This window comes from Butyrivibrio sp. AE3006, from assembly GCF_000424165.1.
Classification (GTDB): Bacteria; Bacillota; Clostridia; order Lachnospirales; family Lachnospiraceae; genus Butyrivibrio.
The window spans coordinates 1-20,708 of sequence record NZ_AUJJ01000031.1 but is presented as its reverse complement, the minus strand read 5'-3'; the positions used below and the strand labels follow the sequence as shown (position 1 = coordinate 20,708).

The 20,708-nt window shown below is 42.2% G+C and carries 19 protein-coding genes and 1 tRNA gene; 17 read left to right on the top strand and 3 right to left on the bottom strand.

Annotation, left to right across the window (positions count from 1 at the left end; all coding sequences use genetic code 11):
* Positions 1-56 precede the first annotated feature (56 nt).
* The 8 genes from G603_RS0114855 (at position 57) to G603_RS0114820 (ending at position 8,017) form a co-directional block, all read left to right on the top strand.
* The gene (locus G603_RS0114855) at positions 57-923 is read left to right on the top strand and encodes a Uma2 family endonuclease (RefSeq protein ID WP_035793480.1); all 867 of its coding nucleotides are present in this window, start codon (positions 57-59) and stop codon (positions 921-923) included.
* Entirely contained in the window at positions 920-1,933 is a 1,014-nt protein-coding gene (locus tag G603_RS21690; RefSeq protein ID WP_051207953.1) for a leucine-rich repeat protein, read from the top strand. Before G603_RS0114855 ends, G603_RS21690 begins: the two co-directional genes overlap by 4 nt.
* Positions 1,930-3,288 (top strand): vWA domain-containing protein, encoded by a 1,359-nt coding sequence (locus G603_RS0114845; RefSeq protein ID WP_026670708.1) that lies wholly within the window; start codon positions 1,930-1,932, stop codon positions 3,286-3,288. The genes G603_RS21690 and G603_RS0114845 overlap by 4 nt, the downstream gene beginning before the upstream one ends.
* 56 nt (positions 3,289-3,344) lie before the next feature.
* A complete protein-coding gene (locus tag G603_RS0114840) occupies positions 3,345-4,838 on the top strand; it encodes an ATP-binding protein (protein ID WP_026670707.1) in 1,494 nt (497 codons plus the stop codon).
* Positions 4,839-4,945: 107 nt separating this feature from the next.
* A complete protein-coding gene (locus tag G603_RS0114835; protein ID WP_026670706.1) occupies positions 4,946-5,722 on the top strand; it encodes a hypothetical protein in 777 nt (258 codons plus the stop codon).
* Between the two features lie 156 nt (positions 5,723-5,878).
* Positions 5,879-7,189, top strand: a complete 1,311-nt coding sequence (locus tag G603_RS0114830; protein WP_026670705.1) for a diguanylate cyclase response regulator — start codon at positions 5,879-5,881, stop codon at positions 7,187-7,189.
* Between the two features lie 168 nt (positions 7,190-7,357).
* Positions 7,358-7,522 carry a hypothetical protein gene (locus G603_RS22475; protein ID WP_155832692.1) on the top strand — a complete coding sequence of 55 codons (165 nt, stop codon included), beginning with the start codon at positions 7,358-7,360 and terminating at the stop codon, positions 7,520-7,522.
* 267 nt (positions 7,523-7,789) lie between these two features.
* Positions 7,790-8,017, top strand: a complete 228-nt coding sequence (locus tag G603_RS0114820) for a DUF1858 domain-containing protein (RefSeq protein ID WP_081667087.1) — start codon at positions 7,790-7,792, stop codon at positions 8,015-8,017.
* A 6-nt stretch (positions 8,018-8,023) separates the two neighbouring features.
* On the opposite strand, the gene G603_RS20615 is transcribed toward G603_RS0114820, so the two are convergent.
* A complete protein-coding gene (locus tag G603_RS20615) occupies positions 8,024-10,696 on the bottom strand; it encodes a translation factor GTPase family protein (protein ID WP_035793477.1) in 2,673 nt (890 codons plus the stop codon).
* A gap of 104 nt (positions 10,697-10,800) precedes the next feature.
* On the opposite strand from G603_RS20615, the gene G603_RS0114810 reads away from it, so the two are divergent.
* The 6 genes from G603_RS0114810 (at position 10,801) to G603_RS0114785 (ending at position 16,528) form a co-directional block, all read left to right on the top strand.
* Positions 10,801-10,874 (top strand) — tRNA-Pro (locus G603_RS0114810).
* Positions 10,875-10,999: 125 nt separating this feature from the next.
* Positions 11,000-12,307 carry a CAP domain-containing protein gene (locus tag G603_RS21685; protein ID WP_051207951.1) on the top strand — a complete coding sequence of 436 codons (1,308 nt, stop codon included), beginning with the start codon at positions 11,000-11,002 and terminating at the stop codon, positions 12,305-12,307.
* 23 nt (positions 12,308-12,330) lie between these two features.
* Positions 12,331-13,233 (top strand): serine O-acetyltransferase, encoded by a 903-nt coding sequence (locus tag G603_RS0114800; RefSeq protein WP_035793474.1) that lies wholly within the window; start codon positions 12,331-12,333, stop codon positions 13,231-13,233.
* A 130-nt stretch (positions 13,234-13,363) separates the two neighbouring features.
* Positions 13,364-14,686: a flagellar hook protein FlgE gene (locus G603_RS0114795; RefSeq protein ID WP_026670703.1), complete on the top strand. Its 1,323-nt coding sequence runs from the start codon at positions 13,364-13,366 to the stop codon at positions 14,684-14,686.
* A 268-nt stretch (positions 14,687-14,954) separates the two neighbouring features.
* Entirely contained in the window at positions 14,955-15,719 is a 765-nt protein-coding gene (locus tag G603_RS0114790; RefSeq protein WP_026670702.1) for an adaptor protein MecA, read from the top strand.
* Complete coding sequence (locus G603_RS0114785) at positions 15,713-16,528, top strand: hypothetical protein (RefSeq protein WP_026670701.1); 816 nt, start codon at positions 15,713-15,715, stop codon at positions 16,526-16,528. Before G603_RS0114790 ends, G603_RS0114785 begins: the two co-directional genes overlap by 7 nt.
* 7 nt (positions 16,529-16,535) lie before the next feature.
* Here the strand turns inward: G603_RS0114785 and G603_RS0114780 are convergent, their stop codons facing one another.
* Together G603_RS0114780 and G603_RS0114775 are read right to left on the bottom strand one after the other, a co-directional pair.
* Complete coding sequence (locus tag G603_RS0114780; protein ID WP_026670700.1) at positions 16,536-17,360, bottom strand: permease prefix domain 1-containing protein; 825 nt, start codon at positions 17,358-17,360, stop codon at positions 16,536-16,538.
* Positions 17,361-17,378: 18 nt separating this feature from the next.
* A complete protein-coding gene (locus tag G603_RS0114775; RefSeq protein WP_026670699.1) occupies positions 17,379-17,714 on the bottom strand; it encodes a PadR family transcriptional regulator in 336 nt (111 codons plus the stop codon).
* A 190-nt stretch (positions 17,715-17,904) separates the two neighbouring features.
* On the opposite strand from G603_RS0114775, the gene G603_RS21680 reads away from it, so the two are divergent.
* The 3 genes from G603_RS21680 to G603_RS20600 all read left to right on the top strand — a co-directional run bounded on the left by G603_RS21680 (position 17,905) and on the right by G603_RS20600 (position 20,557).
* Positions 17,905-19,488, top strand: a complete 1,584-nt coding sequence (locus G603_RS21680; RefSeq protein ID WP_051207948.1) for a SpoIIE family protein phosphatase — start codon at positions 17,905-17,907, stop codon at positions 19,486-19,488.
* Between the two features lie 219 nt (positions 19,489-19,707).
* Positions 19,708-20,181, top strand: a complete 474-nt coding sequence (locus tag G603_RS0114765; RefSeq protein ID WP_026670698.1) for a GNAT family N-acetyltransferase — start codon at positions 19,708-19,710, stop codon at positions 20,179-20,181.
* 67 nt (positions 20,182-20,248) lie between these two features.
* Positions 20,249-20,557 (top strand): flavodoxin, encoded by a 309-nt coding sequence (locus G603_RS20600; protein WP_051207946.1) that lies wholly within the window; start codon positions 20,249-20,251, stop codon positions 20,555-20,557.
* The last annotated feature ends 151 nt before the right edge of the window (positions 20,558-20,708 follow it).

Here is a 20,708-nt window from a genome sequence, read left to right as displayed (position 1 = left end):
AACCGCTGGCTAATAATTCGCGGGTAGTTTTGTGAGTTCAGATGGAGGTAACTGAGATGACCATAGATGAGATGAGAGAGAGAAAGCGTGAGCTTGGCTATTCATATAAACAGCTATCCGAGAAGTCAGGAGTGCCTCTTGGTACTATTCAGAAGATATTTAACGGAGAGACTAAATCCCCCAGACACGACACTCTTGTTATGCTTCAGGGGGTGCTGGCGCCTTCTGTAAGCGGCGTATCACCTCAGTTTTCCAAATCGGACGAAGGACGAGGCGGTATACTTAGCGAGGAACCGGCGTTTATATTTGGCAGTGGTAAGAAGGTGGATTTGGAGCATTTTAATGGGAAGAGGCAGGGCGAATATAGTCTTGAGGATTACGAAGCGCTTCCTGATGATGTTCGGGTAGAACTTATAGATGGATATTTTTTCTATATGGAGTCGCCAACCATGAGACATCAGCTGATAATAGGCGAGCTGTATGCACAGATTCGTAATTTTATCAGAGGGAATAAGGGCAGGTGCATTCCTTTTATGGCACCGGCAGATGTTCAGCTGGATAAGGATGATAAGACGATACTTCAGCCGGATGTTTTCATAGTCTGTGATCCGGATAAGGTTACAGAGAAAAGAATTTATGGTAATCCCGATTTTGTGACGGAGATTATTTCGCCGTCCACATCAAGGAAGGACAGGTTCATCAAGGCCAAGAAGTATAAATACGCCGGAGTTAAGGAATTCTGGCTTGTAGATCCCAGGAAAAAGAACGTAATAGTCTATAGCTTTGATGAGAATGATGATGATGACATCACCATATACGGATTTGATGATAATATACCTATAGGTGTATATGAAGGTAAGTTGCAGATAGATTTTAATGATATAGCTGAATATGTAGATTCAGTTTGCGGACCGATAGAATGAAATTTAAGTATGAAGTAGAATGTGAGAGGAATGACTCTCAGGCAAAATATATAGTGTTAAAGGGACTGGATGAGCCCTGCAGACAGCTGGTGATACCGGACCTAATTGAAGTGCCGGAATCGATAGTAAATGGCGAAGTATCTGCGGAGGAAGTGCGGGGGAATAATGTGGGAGCAGCAATAAGTCTCCCTGTGAAAATCATTGGTAACCATGCATTTTCTTCAAGGAAGGATTTAGAGGAGGTTATTATACCTTCTTCCATTCATACTATCCTTGGCTTTGCTTTTCATAACTGTGGAAGGCTAAGGAGAATACAGCTGACAGATTCAGTCAGTGAATATCTTGATGGTAGCACCAGGCAATGCGAGAGCCTTGAAGAGATAGATGTAACTTTTGAGCATGAGAATTATTACGTGGTCAGAAGAATTCTTGAAGATAATGACAGAAGGCTTAGATTCAGATTGCATCTTTCGGGTGGCGAAGCTGTTCTTGTTTTCCCGGGGTTTAACTACGACTTTGTGGAGAACACCATGGCAAGGACCATTCAGTTTGCCATTGAGGGTACTGGATACGCCTACCGCGAGTGTGTTAAGGCGGACAATATCAACTTTAGGGAGTACGACAGTTTCTTTACAAAGGTGTCTGCTGACGACAGTGTCACCGCCGAGATGATAGCTGTGTCACGTTTGCAATTCCCTTATGAGTTGTCAGAGGATGCTAAGACTCAGTATAGGGATTGGCTTTATGAAAATGCCAAAAAGAATCTTGTGAGGTCCATAAGATCCCTTGGTACTAAGGGTAAGAGTATATCAGATACTAACTCAGAACTTAGCGGACTTGTGACCGATCAGGTCAGCTATTATATTAAAGAGAAGCTGATACCGGAAGGCGATACTTCTGCCATAATCGCAGAGGCCGCAGAGCTTGACAGAACAGAGCTTGTCAGCATGCTTATGGAGTATCAGAGCGGCAGCGAGAAGCAGGATAACTTTTTAGAGCTGGATATATGAAAAAAGCAGAACTTGAAACAATTGGAAATAAAATATGGAGCGCAGTTAAGACAGAACTTTTGCTTGATATGAAGTTCATGGCACCTGCTTTGTCTGTACTTGAGCAAAGAGCGGAGCTGTCCACAACCACTGTAGGAACGGATGCAGAGAGCGTACTCTATAATCCTGACTATGTGAGAAGGACCTTTGTGGAGGAACCCTCCAAGTTGAACAGGACATATCTTCACATGCTTCTTCATTGTATGTTCAGACACATGTACAGAAGCTATGAGTTTGATAACGAGGAGTTGTGGAATCTGGCCTGCGATATGGCTGTTGAGAACATTCTGGATTCAATGGATTACCGGTGCATCTACAGAGTAAGTTCAGACCTTCGTGACAGATGGTACGACAGACTAAAAAGTGATGTTCAGGTCCTTACAGCTGAGAGAATATGCAGATATCTTGAGGAGCTTGAGGCAAATCCCGAGACAGCACTGGAGGAGCGGGAATTCGACAGGCTTTGCCGTGAGTTTAAATTAGACGATCACGGATTTTGGGACAGGCTTGAAGACAAAGAGAATGACAGTGACAGTAAGGATAAGCCCGACATCGATATGCAAATGCAGCTTCGCATGAGGAAAGCCAATAAACAGGAACTCGAAGAATTCTGGAAGAATACTGCTAAGCGCATAAAGAGTGATCTTGCCAGTATCGGTGATGATAAGAGCAGCGAGAGCGGAGGTCTTTCATTTTATCTGAGGGCAGAGACTGCTGAGAAGGTCTACTATACCGAATTCCTTAAGCAGATAGCGGTGGTTAGAGAAGAGATTCGAATAGATCCCGACAGCTTCGATTATGGGCTTTATAATTACGGTATGGAGTTATATGGCAACATGCCTCTCTTAGAGGAGAATGAATACATCGAGACCCATAAGGTGGATGAATTTGTTATAGCCATAGATACTTCAGCTTCCTGCTCAGATGAGCTGGTGCAGACCTTCCTTAATGAAACTGCGGGAATCCTGAGAAACAGTGATAACTTTTTCAGAGAGATACATGTTCATATTATAGAGTGCGACAACAGGATTCAGAAGGACATCGTGATCCATAAGCCGGAGGAGATGGAGCATTATGCCGAGCATTTCGAGGTTTCCGGAGGATATGGAACAGATTTCAGACCAGTATTTGAATATGTAAGGGACCTTAGGAAAAAGGGACAGCTAAAGAATCTCCGAGGTTTGATGTATTTTACAGACGGCTTTGGGGATTATCCTGAAGAGCCTACAGACTATGACACAGCCTTTGTTTTTCCTGAGGATAAACAGAACGGCTCCGATAAGATGCCTGAATGGGCAATAATGCTGTATATTTAATAGGGCTGAAGAATTACCAGCTTCTATATGTAAATAGAGATAAAAAGGAAAAGTACATGAATATCAAAGACGCCAAAAGAGAGATTATCAACACAATAAGAGCATACAGAGAAAAGGATGAAATGGGGAACTATCTGATTCCTATTCAGAAGCAGAGACCCATACTTCTCATAGGACCTCCGGGTATCGGTAAGACTGCCATTATGGAGCAGGTTGCGGAGGAGCTTTCCGTTAATCTTGTTTCATATACAATTACGCACCACACAAGACAGAGTGCCATCGGACTTCCTTTTGTTTCCAAGAAAGAGTATGGAGGAAAAGAGGTATCCGTTACCGAGTACACCATGAGTGAGATCATCGCATCTGTTTATGATAGGATTGCCCAGACAGGTGTTGAGGAAGGTATTCTTTTCCTTGATGAGATAAACTGTGTATCTGAGACTCTTGTTCCCACCATGCTGCAGTTTCTTCAGTATAAGACCTTCGGTGCTCACAAGGTTCCGGACGGTTTCATTATCGTAACAGCAGGTAACCCGCCTCAGTACAACAAGGCTGTCCGTGATTTCGATATAGTAACACTGGACCGTGTAAAGAGAATCGACATTGAAGAGGACCTTGATGCCTTCTTTGAATATGCAGATGTTACCGGAGTTCATGGATCTATCAGAGCTTATCTTGATATCCACAAGGACAATTTCTATAGAATAAAAAGCGATATCGACGGCAAGCGTTTTGTTACCGCAAGAGGCTGGGAGGATCTCTCACAGCTTATAAGAGCTTACGAGAAGCTTGGCATAGACATTGATGAGAATGTGACAAGGCAGTATCTTCAGGAGCCTGAAATATCCCGCGACTTTGCCATGTATTATGCGCTCTATAGGAAATATGAGGACGTATATAACATAGCTGACATTCTTGAAGGAACCATACCTGCAGAGAAGGATAAGCTTAAGAAGGCTCCTTTTGATGAGAAGCTTAGTATTCTTAATCTTCTTATGGACAGACTTACTCAGGAATTTGCTGACTATGACAGAGACCTTGGAATTCAGAAAAAGCTCCAGAGTGAGATTAAAGAAATTGCAGGGGATGAGAGTAAGTCCATTTTAGAGAAGCTTTCTGAGAGAACAAGCGAACTTGAGAATGAAGTTGCAATGAAGGCCGGTGAGCATCTTATGGATAAAGAGTCTGAGATAGTACTTATTCAGACATCCAAGGCGCTTACAGAGCTTCGCGGTAAGCTTGCAGGCGCTGATGCAGGCAGCAGAGATGATGCCAAGAAGATCATTAAGGAATGGTTTGCAAAAAGAGAGCAGGCGAGAAGAGAGGCAGCAGGTGTTACATCGGCTCATCTTAAAAATGCTTTTGTTTTCCTTGAAAGCGTATATGGTCAGGAGCAGGAGCTTGTTCTTTTCCTTACAAGACTTGATGGAGGCCACTATAGCCTGAAATTCATTCAGAATGAGGGTTCTGAGGAATATTACAAATTTAATAAGCTTTTGCTTCTAAGAGACAGAAGACAGGATATCCTTGCTGAGATATTGGAGGTCTGATGTTTTAGAGAGTTGGGATATTGGAAGTTTGAGATTCTTTTGTCTAATTTATTTTTTGAATCTGCCGATATAATAAATGAAACTATTGTCTTATGGGGGAAATAATTATGAAGAGAATACTCAGAGTACTTCTTGCAATTGCACTTATCTTTTCGATTTCATTTTCTTCTATGCCAATATCATCAGAAGCAGCCTTCAATGATCTTAGAAGGCACGGCGTTAAGGTGGATCTGAAAAAGGGAAACTGGACATCTTTTTACACCAAGCTTCCCGGCTCAGGTAAATATCAAAAGCTTTATGCCAAGATCACCAAGTTTTCTACCGGTGGCAAGAGTGGCGGCGGAGGCGGTGGTTCCGGCGGTGGAAACTACAAGATCACCATACAGATTCAGATTCCAAGTAAGATCAATAAAAAAGTTGCCAAGCACTTCATGAAAAGAATAAATAACGGTAAGACCGTGGGCAATGAGTTCATAGATTACGTTGATATCTGCATCGTGGATTTTAAGACCGGTGAAAATCTTAAGAGCGTTCAAACCGACGGCGAGAAGGGCCTTAACTATCAAGAGGTTGTTGTTCAGGAAGAGAATGAATGGAAGAAATACAAACCTCAGAAAGCAAAGATAGGAAGTAATACATATAGCTACTATGTATCTTACGCCAAGACCTATTCGATCACAGTGCCGACAGGTTATACCGATCTGTGTATCGGTGTGTGCGGAACCCACATAAGTAACTATGAAAAAATGACTGACTGGAATCTTGGCTTTGCGGAAGGCTACACCAACCTTTCCGACACCTCTCATGTTAAGCTCAGGAATAAGAAGCTTACAGGAAAACTGTGCCATTTCTTTAGGATTACACCTACAACTACAAGCAAATAAATAAAAGATAAAAAAAGCTTAAAATCTTCGGATATTTAAGCTTTTTTTTATTTTATTTCGTATAATGTAAGAAGGTGCCAAGGTGTGCCTTAGAAGTGATGCATATAACGGATTGTTGTATTTTCAGGTGAGGGATAACCCACAAAGAGGTTCAATATGAAAAAAATCCTTATTGTTGATGATGAGAAGATTACACTTGGAATGACCAAGCACATTCTAGATTTGGATTATGAGACTTTCTGTGCAAAATCCGGAAAGGATGCTATTCGTATCTATAAAGCAGAAAGACCGGATATGATAGTTTCTAATCTTCAAATGCCTGATATGTCGGGATTCGAGCTTCAAAGCACCTTGCAGCATCAGTATGCAGAGCGTATTCCTGTTATTTTCATGACAGCGGCTGCAGAGGATGAAGAGATAGAGATAAAGGGTGTTGATATAAAAAGCATCAATCTGATAAGAAAGCCATTTAGAGCTGATGTCCTTCTGGATAAGGTTGAAGAAGTCTTTGCCAGAGTCAAAAAGGTAAGGGGCAACAGGGTTCCCACAGAGACAGATCCAATGACAGGTCTCTACAACAAGTCTTCATCTCAGCTTGAGATTGGCGATATGTGCCGTGAAGTAAAGGGCACTCTTATGATGATAGACATTGACAATTTCAAGCAGGTTAACGATGTCTATGGCCATAACATGGGTGATAAAATTCTTATCCGCTTTGCAGAGATTGTAAGAGCGGCTGTAAGAAATAACGATATTGCAGGCAGAATGGGTGGAGATGAATTTATTGCCTTTTGCCAGAATGTCAGCAGTGAAGAGATTATCGAAGGAAAAGTAAGATTCATGAACGAGGAGCTGCTTAAGTCAGCTAAGGAGTTCATGGGAGAGGATATGAATATTCCTCTTGGTGTGTCTGTAGGTGCTGTTATGGCTCCGGACGAGGGCACTGATTTTCTTACGCTTTACAGAAAGGCCGACAAGGCTTTGGCAGCTGCTAAGAAGGAGGGAAAGCATAAGCACAATCTTTATGTTGAAGACAAGAAGGATAAGGATGGTAAAGAGAATCCTGTTTCAGATATAGAGAAGGAGATGCTTACCCTTGGTGAGAGCAGTATGGGCAAGGGTGCCTATAAGGTATCAGCTAACGAGTTTAAAACCATTTACAGATTCCTCACAAGAGTTGGTCAGAATTATCAAAAAGAAAACCGCCTGATCATTTTCACAATATCTCCGGGGGAAGGTAGTAAAAAGCTTGGAGATGCTGTTTCCAAATTTAATGACAGCCTTTGCAATTCCCTTAGAAACAGCGACGTTGTAACACTAAGCGGAAAGAACAAGGTTGAGCTCATTCTTCTTGAAGCAGGGGCTTTGTACTGTGAGATGGTAATCGAAAGAGTACTTGAAAACTGGAAAAAGCTGGATCCTTCTGAGAAATTTGAGGTCACCTACGAGGTGGAATTGATCAGATAAAATGCATAAAATTTTCAGTATTTATGCGGCAAAATGAAAGTTAAATACATTTGTTTTTCCTCTAAAGTAAATTAAATATCGGCACGATAATAAAAGTGAACAAACAAATTACATGCAAAACGGCCGATAGCATGAAACAAATAATGATATATAACGGAGGACAAGCTAATGTATATGTACGAATTGTTTCTTGCAAAAGATGTTAATGGAAAGAGCATACACTTTGTTGAGACCAACCACAAGGCAGATGATCTTGAGAATTGGCTTAAGCAGCTGGTTAAGGACAACACCATATCCCAGGATGTTGCAAACGCAGTAACCTTCGTTTGGTAATCATAACAGCTATGAACTGAACTTCGCTTAGCAATTCAATAGGATCAGCCACAATAAGTGAAGAACGCATAGAATAAAGAGACTACTAAAAATGTAGTCTCTTTTTACGTTTACAAAGATTTTTAATGCAGTAATTATAGTTTTTTGATATAAGTACTTTTGATTATCGGGGGTTGTATTTATATGTTTTTCGGGTTAAAATTCTATCACACTTAAATAGAGTGTATAAAATGTAATTTATAGTTTTTATTGACATAGGAGGACAAAATGAGCGAAACAGCAAATCAGGAAATCATTAATTCAAGCATGCTCGTTGGAGAGATCATCACAAAGCACCCTCTTGCAGCACAGTTCCTTATGGAGTGTGGAATGGGTTGTATCCATTGCCCTGCTTCACAGATGGAGTCTCTTGCAGAGGCTTGTGCAGTTCATGGCATCGATGGTGACGAGATCACTGATGCTCTCAACGATTATCTTGCAGAGCACAACTCATAATATGAGTTAAAGCTTATCGCGTATTTCCGCTTCGGTTCTGTCTATTTCAAGCCAGAAATCGTTAGCGGACATGCGGATAGCGCCTGCACCGTAAATAATTACCTGTTCTATTGCATCTGAAGTCGCTACTGTTACGCGACTTTTTTTACTGTATTCATGAGCCGTTCTTTCTATGTACTGATCGGCTGTCTCAGCTTCCTTGGTGAAAACAACATCCAAATTGTGGTATTTAAGCACATGCTCTGTGCCGCCGGGAACTCTGTATGCATCAAACACCAGGATCACATTTTCCCTTCTGTAGCCCTGAAAATTTGATAAAATATCCATCAGTTTATCCCTGGCGGATTTAATGTCATGCTCTGCCAGGTTTCTAAGCTCATTATTGGCATAAATAATATTGTAGCCATCCACCAGAAGATAAGAGTTCTCGGGTGTGTACTCGTTTTTAGCTTTATATTTTTTCTCGGGAGCTTTATTTGCAGCTTTTCTCTTGCGCTCCTCATCTGCCTTGGCATCATAGCGAGGCTTAACCTTGCCGTAGGTTCTTTCAAAAATCTGATCCAGTTCCTTTATGGTGGCGCTGTAGTTTCGCTCTCTTTCCTCGTAGGAGAGCTCCTGCGCTGAATATTTAATATCGGATGAGCGAAAGCTCTTAAGTTCATCGCCTAAGAGGGATAAATCTGTCTCAGGAGAGTTGAGGTTAAGTGTGCCGGATACGCCTGAATTTCCATCTGACCAGCCTGTATCCACATGCATGTGGTTTCTTACTTCATTCCAGGGGATGAGCGTTCCTGCGCCGTGGGAGCAAAATACGCTGCCTGTTGGCTGCTCAATATCTCTGTCAGGATCGTAGCCTAAAGCTTCAATGATCTCCTCAGCATTATGGCAGGGCTCATAGCCGCGAAGATTAAGAGAAATCCTGCCTTGGCCGTGGGTAAAGGAGATAAGCGAAGCAGAATATCCAGAAAGCTCTGATGCGGGAACGGTACCTGTAATAACCGAAGATCCATCCTCTTTTACCTCCGGAGGATTGCTGGTGCCGTTCATTCTGCTCATATCGCTAAGTACTCTTCCAACGCAGTCTCCCGGTACTTCGATTTCATAATCATATACAGGCTCTAAAAGGATGCTGTCTGTCATCATAAGTCCCTGACGTACAGCACGGAGAGTAGCTTCTCTGAAGTCTCCGCCCTCTGTGTGCTTATCGTGTGCACGACCGCCGATTACGGTTATGCGCATATCGGTAATATCTGAGCCTGTAAGAACGCCCCTGATCTTAAGCTGTTCAAGATTGGAAATAATAAGGTTTTGCCAGTTCCTTGCAAGGAGATCCGTTTTGCAGTCTGTATCAAAAATAAGACCGCTTCCCGGCTCAGCAGGAGACAGCAGAAGATGAACCTCTGCATAGTGACGAAGGGGCTCAAAATGTCCCACACCTTCAACAGCAGTTCTTATGGTCTCTTTATAGACGATGGTCTCGGGACCAAAATCTATATCAATATCAAAGCGTTCTTTGCAAAGATGCTTTAACACCTCCATCTGAACCTCGCCCATTATCTGGACGGAGATGTCTCCTGTTTGATCATTTTTGTGTACAGACAAAAGAGGCTCCTCTTCAGCAAGTGTGAGGAGATTATTGTAAACAGTGAATTTATCGGTATCCTCAGGCAGCATAATGGTTGTAGAAAGAATGGGCTGCAAAAGCTCTGCGGTTTCTCCAAGGAGATTGCCAAGTCCCTGACCTGCACGGGTTTTAGAAAGGCCTGTAACTGCCACGATTTTGCCACCGCCTGCTTCCATTAAAAGCTCGTATTTTTCGCCGGAATACACCCTTATCTGGTCGACCTTTTCATCGAAGATCATATCTCTTGGATGGAGGGTGCCTCCGGTAATTTTCATCCAGGTGATTCTGGCACCAAGGCTGTCTCTTGAAATCTTATATACTCTTGCACCGAATTCTTCGCCGTATTCAGGTTCTGTAGCATACCTTTCAATTAGCTCTGTAAGCTCCGTTACGCCCTCCATTTTAAGGGCAGAGCCAAATACGCAGGGGAAAAGCTTTCTGTCTGCGATAAGGGCGGATATTTCGTCATCGGTTACGTGGCGGCCGCTTTCAAGGTATTCAGAAAGGAGCTCGTCATCGCAAAGAGCCAGCTCCTCCTGAAAATCTTCTGAACTGATATCAACTGAAAAATCCAGCACATGGGATGATAATCTTTTTCTGATATCCTCATAGACGCGAGCTTTGTCAGCACCTGTCTGGTCCATTTTATTTACAAAAATAAAGGTAGGAACCTGATAGTGGGATAAAAGCCTCCAAAGAAGTGACACCTGGGATGTGACGCCATCAGCAGCACTGATTATCAGTATAGCCACGTCCAGAACCTTCATGGTGCGCTCTGTTTCAGCAGTAAAATCAGCATGCCCCGGAGTATCAAGGAGAGTCACACTTGTTCCATTCTGTAAGGTGAGCTCCGCCTGCTTTGAAAAAATGGTGATGCCACGGCTTCTTTCAAGAGAATGGGTATCAAGGAAGGTATCGCCATGATCAACTCGTCCTGATTTCCTAATGGCTCCTGACGTAAAAAGCAGCGCCTCGGACAAAGTTGTCTTGCCGGCATCAACGTGTGCATATATGCCAATATTTAAGTGTTTAGTAGTGTTTGATTCGTTTTTCATGAGTTTTATTCTAACATTAAAAGAAATATTTTTGAGAAAAAATAAAAAAAATAAAATTAATGGTTGCTTTTGTTCTCGTGGCGTGGTAATATACCATTTGTCGCCGGGGTGTAGCGCAGTAGGTTAGCGCGCTATCTTAGGGAGGTAGAGGCCGCGAGTTCGAGTCCCGCCACTCCGACTACTAAAACCTTGAATTCTTAGGAATTCAAGGTTTTTTTGTAGAAAATCCTATTTTCTCTTTTTTCCAAGAAGACCTATAATATGATATAGTAATAAGAACAATTATCGATACTAGGAGCCGATATGAAAAAGAGTTGGGGAGAGAAAAGGTTTTTATCAGCTGTTATTCTGACAGCCATGCTGGGCACTATTTGTTGTTCTGATTGCAACAGCGTGATTTTTCAGAAAAATGTGGGCAGCCTTGTGGTTCACGCCCAGGAAAATGAAATAAAGGTATCACAGCCTGTTATAAAGGGTTGCGATAATAAATATGACGGAATGGTCCTTAGGTGGAAAGAGTCTGAAAATGCGGAGGGCTATAACGTATATAGAAGGACAAAATCCTCACAGCCATGGACGCTGATCGCAACAGTTCCGGCGGGAACACTTTCCTATAAGGATAAGGACACCATGAAGGATGGCGGTCTGTACACATACATGGTTCAGGCCTATAACGGAACAATTCTTTCCAAGGAGTCTGCGGCAAAGACCTTTACCAGAGTGAACATAACTCTTGCCAAGGTAAAGGTGGCATATAAGCAAAAGAGTGCCAGAGAAATGCTGGGCATGATAAATGATTTCAGGCGAGGCTCTGACGCCTGGGTTTGGAATGCCACTAATACCACTAAGGTCTACATATCAGGGCTTGGCAGATTATCATACGACTATGCTCTTGAAAAGATTGCCATGACAAGAGCTGCAGAGATTGCTATCAATTTTTCACATGAAAGACCAAATGGCAACAGCTGTTTCTCTGCTCTTGATGATGCAGGATATATTTACACCGCCGCGGGCGAGAACATTGCCTATGGCTATAAGACCGCAAAGGCAGCATTTAAGGCTTTTCAGGAAAATGACAACAAGTACATCGGCCAGGGCCACCGCAGAAATATGCTTAGTAAGGACTACAATGTCTGCGCTATAGGTCACGTTAAGGTAAACGGTGTTCACTACTGGGTTCAGGAGTTTGCCAAGACAACGGAGGACTCTGACTACACCAAGACTCAGAGCGCCACACTTAAGCTTAACCTGGAGATTGCATCAGAGGATCTTGATAACTATAAAAAGGCTCTTAAACCCATAATCGTCAAGTACAAGGATTACGCACCTTCGAAGGTTCAGATAATAGGAGCAGAGCCAAAGAAAAGGCAGATCACACTTGCTTTTACAAGATCCACCGGAGCTATGGGATACGAGATATACCGTTCCGAAAAGAAAAAATCCGGATATAAAAGAATAAAACGTATCGGCAAACAGGATAAACTGACGTATACTGATAAGAAGCTATCATCTAAAAAGAAGTACTATTATTACATCGTGCCATACAGAATATCCCATGATACCTATGTATATGGCAAAAAATCAGACGTGATAAAGGTTAAGACTCGCTAAGAAGCTACTGGCAGGAGGATGACATGAATATTGAAGAAAACCAGAATTTGAGAAAAGAAATAGAGAACATAGTTGGTCTTATTCTGGATGACTATAAAAAGGGCAGAGATGTGGATCAGATTGATGTTTTTAATCAGCCTGACCGAGATGCGGTAATCGATATTGTAAATAAGCTTCTTCGCATTCTGTTCCCCGGATATTACAGGGATAAGGTTTACAGAAGCTACAGCGACAACAACAGAATGGGTATCATTATCGAGGACGTCATCTACAATCTTCAGAAGCAGGTTGCCATAGCCTTCAGACATGCGAAGGACTATGAGCATGCAACAGATGATACTCTTAACTGCGGTGCAAGATGCATAACCCTTGAATTTTTCAAGAAAATCCCACATATCAGAGAGCTCGTTGATACAGATCTCCAGGCATCCTACGAGGGTGATCCTGCCGCTTACAGCAAGGAGGAGATCATACTTTCATATCCGGGACTTCTTGCAAGTACCATCAACAGAATGGCTCATGAGCTTTATCTTCTGGAGGTTCCGCTTATTCCAAGGATCATGACTGAGTATGCTCATTCCAAGACGGGTATCGATATTCATCCCGGTGCTACCATAGGAAAATACTTCATGATCGACCATGGAACAGGCATAGTAGTTGGTGAGACATCCATCATAGGAGAACACGTAAAAATCTATCAGGGTGTTACAATAGGTGCTCTTTCCACAAGGGGCGGACAGTCACTTAAGGGTGCCAAGAGACATCCCACAATCGAGGATAATGTAACGATCTATGCCGGAGCTTCAATACTTGGCGGAGAGACCGTCATTGGTCACGACAGCGTGGTAGGATCCAATGCTTTCATCACATATTCCATTGAGCCCGGATCCCGTGTCAGCATGAAAAAACAGGAACTTGAACTTTAATAACGGACTTCGTTCATAATAGGAAAATTATGGACGAAGTTATTTTTTATACTAAAGTATCTAAACCTGCTTACCGATAATATAGATGTAGGTAAAACTATATTCTTTTTTCATGGAAAGCGGTGAGTATATGGTTAGATCATTATGGTCAGGAGTAGCAGGACTTAAGACACATCAGCAGAAGATGGACGTAATAGGTAACAATGTTGCTAACGTAAATACTACATCTTATAAATCCCAGCAGACCACCTTTGGCGATCTGTTATATCAGACAAGCAGAAGAGCAAACGGCGCTTCAGCAGTAAGAGGCGGAACCAACGCAAGACAGGTTGGTCTTGGCGTAAGAACCGGCGCAATAATGACAAATGTAGGAAAACAGGGATCAATCCAGACTACAGACAATGCTCTGGATGTAAGTATCACAGGCGATTCCTTCTTTATGGTAGAGAATGCCAGCGGACAGATGAACTATACAAGAGACGGTTCATTCTCCGTAGATGCCAACGGATATCTTGTTACAAGATCTAACGGATATTATGTAAGAGGTATCAATCAGGAAGGCGGAGATGCCGCAAATACCGGAAGAATACAGGTACTTCCTCTTGATGATGACGGAAATCTTATAAATCTTGCAGGCGAAGCTACAACCTACGCAAGAGTTACAGGAAATATCAGCAGAACAGATTCACTTTTAGCTTCTGAAAATGGTCGCACAGTGAACCTTGAGTTCTATGGAACAGACGGCAAGATTTATACCGCCAGATTCCAGTTTACTAATGCGGGAGATGATAACGATACCACATATCAGGCTAATCTCACTGCAATTTATGATGAAAATCACAATCGTATAGAAGGCGGTGTTCCTGAAAACATGAACGTTGCTCTTAATTATGACCCTGCAACAGGTAAGTTTGTATCAGCAAACGGTGCAGCCAACGGACAGGTTGAAGTGACCTTCCAGGGAGACGCAGCGGCAGCAGGAACCGTTACAATTGATTTTTCGGGCACAACCAATTATGCACCTTTAAATGGAGCTACAAGCTCAAGCCTTGAGACCCACAGAGGCGATATAGAAGGTAACTTCGAGGGCTATCCTGAAGGAATGATGAAGAGCTTTGCTATAGGTCAGGACGGCACCATTACCAGATATTACAGCAACGGTCAGACCAGATTTGCAGGAAAAATAGTAGTTGCAGAGTTTGCCAATGTGACAGGTCTTGCGAAGGAAGGTGAAAACCTCTATTCTGCAACCGGTAACTCCGGCGATGCGCAGCTCATGTTTGTAACTGACGATGGCGGATACATGACCTCCGGAACCCTGGAGATGAGTAATGTGGATCTGTCCACAGAGTTTACGGATATGATAACCACCCAGCGTGGTTTCCAGGCAAACAGTCGCGTTATTACTGTAACAGACACCCTTCTCGATGAGCTGAGACAGCTGAAACGCTGATAAAACCTGCATAATTGAACAATGATAATAAACCCGGAATAAGATCTTTTTTAACAAAAAAACCTTATTTCGGGTTTTATATTTATAAATATTCGTTCAGAAAATGTGTAATAAAATAGGGGACATAGACCGAAATATATAGTACAATAAGTATAGGAAAAGTGAATATTGCGACAATTAGCACTCGGTACTAGACAGTGCTAACAAAAGGGGATATAATCATTAGCATATCATTTTTTAGCTATACGCAGGAAGGAGATGAGGCTATATGGTAATCGTTAAAATGAACAATACTACAGTTGAATGCAGTATTGCTGCATCGGAACTTCGTGAAATCGGCCTCACCCCTGAAGCAATCATGAACGGTGAGAAGAAAACCGTACCGTTTATGGCACAGCTGAACAGGGAAGTTGGTGAACAGCTGGGATTTAATCCCGAGACAGAAGTTCTAATGATGAGCAAGAACATGATGGTGGATGGAAGTGTCCGCATTTTCGCAATTAAGATGTCCAATGAAGATATCCAGAAGTCTGCAGACAGGATCCGCGGCTCAGCAGAGGCGATTCTCAGAGAGATGACCCAGGAGAGAGTCGATGCGATCAAGCGCAAGACCGGTATGGAGAAGGGGCAGGCCCTTAATGAGATGATAGGCCAGGTATCTGAGCTTATCGAGCAGATTTACGATCAGGATGAGGTTCAGGAGCCCGAGATTGAGGCTATTGCGAAGCATATCGTTAATACTGAGCGTTACATGGCAAGATTTGCTGATATCAATTCTGCTGCACGCTTTTCCAAGATTGCATTCAGTCTGCCGATCACGGCATCCAAGCTCTACAAAGAGAATGATTCCTATTATCTGACCTTTGTGCTTGAGCCTGACAATGAGAATACAGTATATGATCTTAGAAGAAGCGGACTTGAATATGCAGAAGATCTCGTGATGAATTCTGCAGAACAGACACATGTTGAGGAGACAGGTAAGTGCATCATTAAAGAGGATGCATTGTTACATCTTAGAGATATGATATGCTGATAATTGACTTCACAGGAATCTATGAGAACGAGGGATTTACTTTTCATGCAGAAGGGAGCCCTCGTTCTCTTTTGCGTTTAAATGATGTCACAGGGACTAATTGTATCTGTGACGATTTTGCATGGGCAAAAATAAAGGAAAGGCTTTTAGAGCTTGAAAAGCTGCCATATATTCGCTTCTTCGACTCGGGGAATTATCATTATATGTCCAAGGTTTTGATGGATGTTATGAATGATAAGGAAAAGCTTCCTGAATTTGACCTTGTGATGTTTGATCACCACCCTGATATGAAGTGGACTTCATACGGGGAGATTTTATCCTGCGGAAGCTGGGTGTTGAATGCCCTTAAGGATATTGAGGGCCTTAGAAATGTATATATCATAGGCACTGATGAGAAGCTCACAAAAGAAGTGCAGGAAGAACATCCGGAGTATGAAAAGAGAGTTACCTTTGTCCATGGTATGGATGCCTTTTGGGATGCATGGACTGCTGATAATAGTGAAGTGTCAGATGATGGCACTGAGGGTTCTGCAGCCGGCACAGCGCCTGACAGAAGGGTTTATATTTCAGTAGATAAGGATGTAATTTCAAGGGACGAACTTGCAACTAACTGGGATCAGGGCGAGATGACTATAGAAGAATTAAAAAAAGCCCTGGATGACCTGAATAGCAGGTTCCGGGGCAGGATTCTTGCGGTGGATGTCTGCGGCGAATGTACCCCTGACTCAGAGGATTTGTTCACAGAGCAGGGGGTAGCATCCAGCAACCGCGTGAATCAAATGATATGCGATATTTTTTCAGAGAACTGATCTTCAGTTATGCTGCCATTCTTGTGTTAAGTGAAAGCAGATGCTCGTAAGCGTGTGACTTACTTCCTGAAGTAATGATAAAGTAAACACCAAGACCCGTAAGGTTAAAGATCATAGCGGGGCCAAGACCTGCTGTGAAAAACAGAGGAGCTGACATAGATCCGAATATACTTACAGGCACTACGCTTATGATGCAAAGGCCAATTCCCACAACCAGTGAAAATGATTTTCTAAGACGGACATTTTCAAGCTCGTTTCTAAGAAAGTTCTCGGTTTCTCTATCCACTGCGCAGAGTTCTCTTTTGAGGAATTTCCACTCCTTCATCTTGTGGCCTGAGAGAATGATAAAGCCAACACCTATTGCTGTAGACAGGAAGAGGAAGCCTACGCCAAGTCCTCCAAGCATCTCAGAGAAAGCATTATTGCCAAAAATATAGCGGAAGCTCTCGCCAAGAACAGGACCTGCTGGTGAGATTATGCAAAAGAGAATTCCAAGTCCCAGAATCATTTTTGACAGGGCACAGTCTCCGACATAGTCAGCCGCTTCATCGAGAGTTACAAGACGTCTGTAAACTGTGTTAGTCTCTACTATTTCCACAGGTGTTTCTCTCTGCTGTGAGTTAAAGAACCCAAGGCTTTCTGCCAGCTCCTCTGGAGTTCCAAGTTCGCTTATTATAGTTCCTACGACCTCATTTTTAGGCATTCCTGAAGCTATAAGTTCATTGTACTTATCCTCTGACATAGACAGAAGCTCTGACTTCGCGCGTCTTATCTCCATGGTGTCAGGAAAATTTGTAAACATTGTCTCTAAATAATTTTTTATTGTCTCCATATATTTGAACCCCTTTCCCTATTGTGCATCAGATATGAATCGTTCGATTACATCCTTGGTCAATTGCCATTCTTCACATTTTTCTTTGTAATAACTCTTCCCGGAATCCGTTATCCGATAATAAGTTCTTCGCTTGCCATTCTCTGCTTCCTGACTGAAGGAAGATATGTATCCGTTCTTCTCAAGTCTGGTAAATGCAGAATAAAGTGTGGTTTCCTTTATCAGATATTTGTTGTCGGAGAGAGTTTTGATATTCTTGGATATTTCGTAACCATAGGATGGTTCTTTTATCAGAAAAAATAAGATTATGGTGTCGTTATACCCTCGAATAACATCACTGCTGATTTCCTGCATGATCTATTCCTTTTTAGAAACACGATTGTTACGGTTTATGTTGCTATTTGGTATTACTACGACCATCGTTACTACGACTGTCATAGTAAATATAATACGATTGTCGTAGTATGTCAATAAAAAGTCGCTACAAAATCTAGAAATGTCTGATATTATAAATCTATAAAGCTTTTGAGGGGACGAATTTGTAATGAAAATCAAATGGAATATTAATAAAAAGGCCATCGCAGGAATCGTGGTTTTTACGCTTTTCTTTGGAGCACTTACCTGTGCAGCAGGTACTTGGATTTTTGACAGGGCTATAGAGAAAATGTATAACGACAGGGGATATGTGCTGGCAAATATTATCCTGAATGAAATCGATCATGACAAGATTGCCGAGTATACCAGAACTTGGGAGGCGGATGATTATTACCGGTGGATAGAAGAGTACCTTCGAAGAATAGAAGAATATTCGGGTGCTGCTTTTATCTATATAGCTGTTCCTTATGAAGATAAGACCATGAGATATGTCTACGATTCTGATACCTTTATCGGAGATACGGATCCAATCGCGGCATCCTTTGAAGAAATATGGACTGCGTATACCGAGGGGGAGAGACCATCAAGCTATCTTGTTAGAAGATCCAAAAAATACGGATTTCTCACATCGACCTGTCTTCCTGTTAAGGACAGTACCGGACAGGTGGTTGCTCTTTTATTTGTTGATACATATATGGATGTGATCATATCCACTCTTCTGAAATATGTTTTTAACATTACGGTTATTACGCTTGTTTTGCTTGTGATTTTCTGCGTCTTGAACTGGATAGTCATGCGTAAAAACTTTATTGATCCCATAATGCTGATAAGAGACAGCGTCGGGAAATTTGCTAAAGGCAGCGCACAGGCAGATGATTCTCTTACCACCATAAAGACTGCGGACGAGATCGAGGATCTTGCGAAATCTGTCCACGATATGGAATGCGAGATCATAAACTATATCGATGATATTAAGAATATTACCGCAGAAAGGGAGCGAATCGTAGCTGAGCTTAACGTAGCGACCAGGATTCAGGCTGATATGCTGCCAAGTATTTTCCCGCCTTTCCCGGACAGGCAGGCCTTTGATATCTATGCCACCATGTCTCCTGCCAAGGAAGTGGGCGGCGACTTTTATGATTTTTTCCTTTTGGATGATGATCATATAGCCATGGTTATGGCAGATGTATCGGGAAAAGGCGTACCTGCTGCTCTTTTCATGGTGATTGCAAAGACCCTGATAAAGAACAGAAGTATGATGGGCGATAAAATGTCTCCTTCCGAAATACTTTATGATGTAAACCATCAGCTCTGTGAGGGCAATGATTCGGATATGTTTGTAACTGTGTGGCTCTGTATCATTGAGCTATCCACAGGTAAGGGAATAGCGTCCAATGCAGGACATGAGCATCCCGCAATAAAGCATGAGGGTGGGCAGTACAGCTTTAAGGAATACAAGCATTCTCTGGCAGTTGCGGCATTTCCTGATATACAGTTTGAAGAGCATGAATTCCGGCTTGAACCCGGTGATTCAATATTCGTTTATACGGATGGAGTAATAGAAGCAACTAATTCAGATAATGATCTTTATGGAACAAAGAGGCTTCTTGATACTCTCAACATAGAACCTGAGGCAGATGCCAAAAAGCTTCTTACCAATGTAAAGAAGAATGTGGAAGAATTCGTAGGCGCAACATCGCAGTTTGATGACATGACCATGATGTGTTTTAAGTATTACGGCGAAAATGAATAGTGTGTGTAAATCCTTAGTTCTGTAAATAGGATTTCCTAAGATAATTGACGAGTCTAGCATTTAATTAAAACGGCTACGAGGGATAGAACAAATGAACGCTACATGATCTTGGAGAGTGGTTGACCGGTTTACGTGAAGAGATACTAAAAGATACTATAAATAAAATAGAGACAGAAAAATAACTTTAAATATTATGTACTACTGTGAGGAGTATGACTAATGAGCAATGTTATTTTTGACATGGCCGGTAAAGATGACATATCTGAGTTGGTTCGTTTGAGAATTGCATATATGATAGACGATTTCGGAACTATCAGTGAATATGAACGGCAATGTATGGAGGAACAACTTCCGGGATATTTTGACAGAAGACTTGGAAAAGAACTGATCGCATTTGTTGCAAGGGCAAAAGGACGGTTGGTGGCAGCGGCATATCTGCTGATCATTGAGAAGCCGGCGAACCCTTTTTTACCCAATGGACTTGATGGAGAAGTGCTCAGTGTATATACAGAGAGTGAATACCGTGGAAAGGGAATCTGCACACAGCTGATGAAAAACATGATAGAGTTTGCGAAAGAAAAAAAATTATGCCGAATAGATTTAATGGCAACAGATGAAGGCTATCCGGTCTATAAAAAGGTAGGCTTTGAAGACAGGGCTCAGAAATACATAGATATGCGCTTGAAGTTGTAAGTGATGGCGCTTTATCGCAATTAAATGGTCCAGTGGTGCTACGGGAATTCAGGGAGCAAGTCCCACTTTGCGCGCCACTCCGGAGATAAAGACACCTCTTCCGGATGTGGAAAAATACGACAGCTTGATTCTGGCATTTCCTATCTGGTGGTACACATCACCGCTTCCTGTATGGAGATTTTTGGAATCCTATCCGGACTGGAAAGGAAAAAAGATTTATCTTTTTGCGAACTCTTATACAGATGATCATAACTACATGACCACATCACTTAAGGATGCAAAAGCGTCAGCAAGAAATGCGGATGCTGTTGCAGGACTATTTAACAAGGAAATAGAAGGGCTGGATGAATGGCTCAAACAGAATAATTTCAGATAAGAAGGAGGATTTCTATTATGGAGTACATTACACTTAACACAGGAGCAAAGATGCCACTTGAGGGATTCGGAGTATTTCAGATTCCGGACTTAAAAGAATGCGAAGAGGTAGTTTATAACGCTATCAAGACAGGATACCGTCTTATCGATAC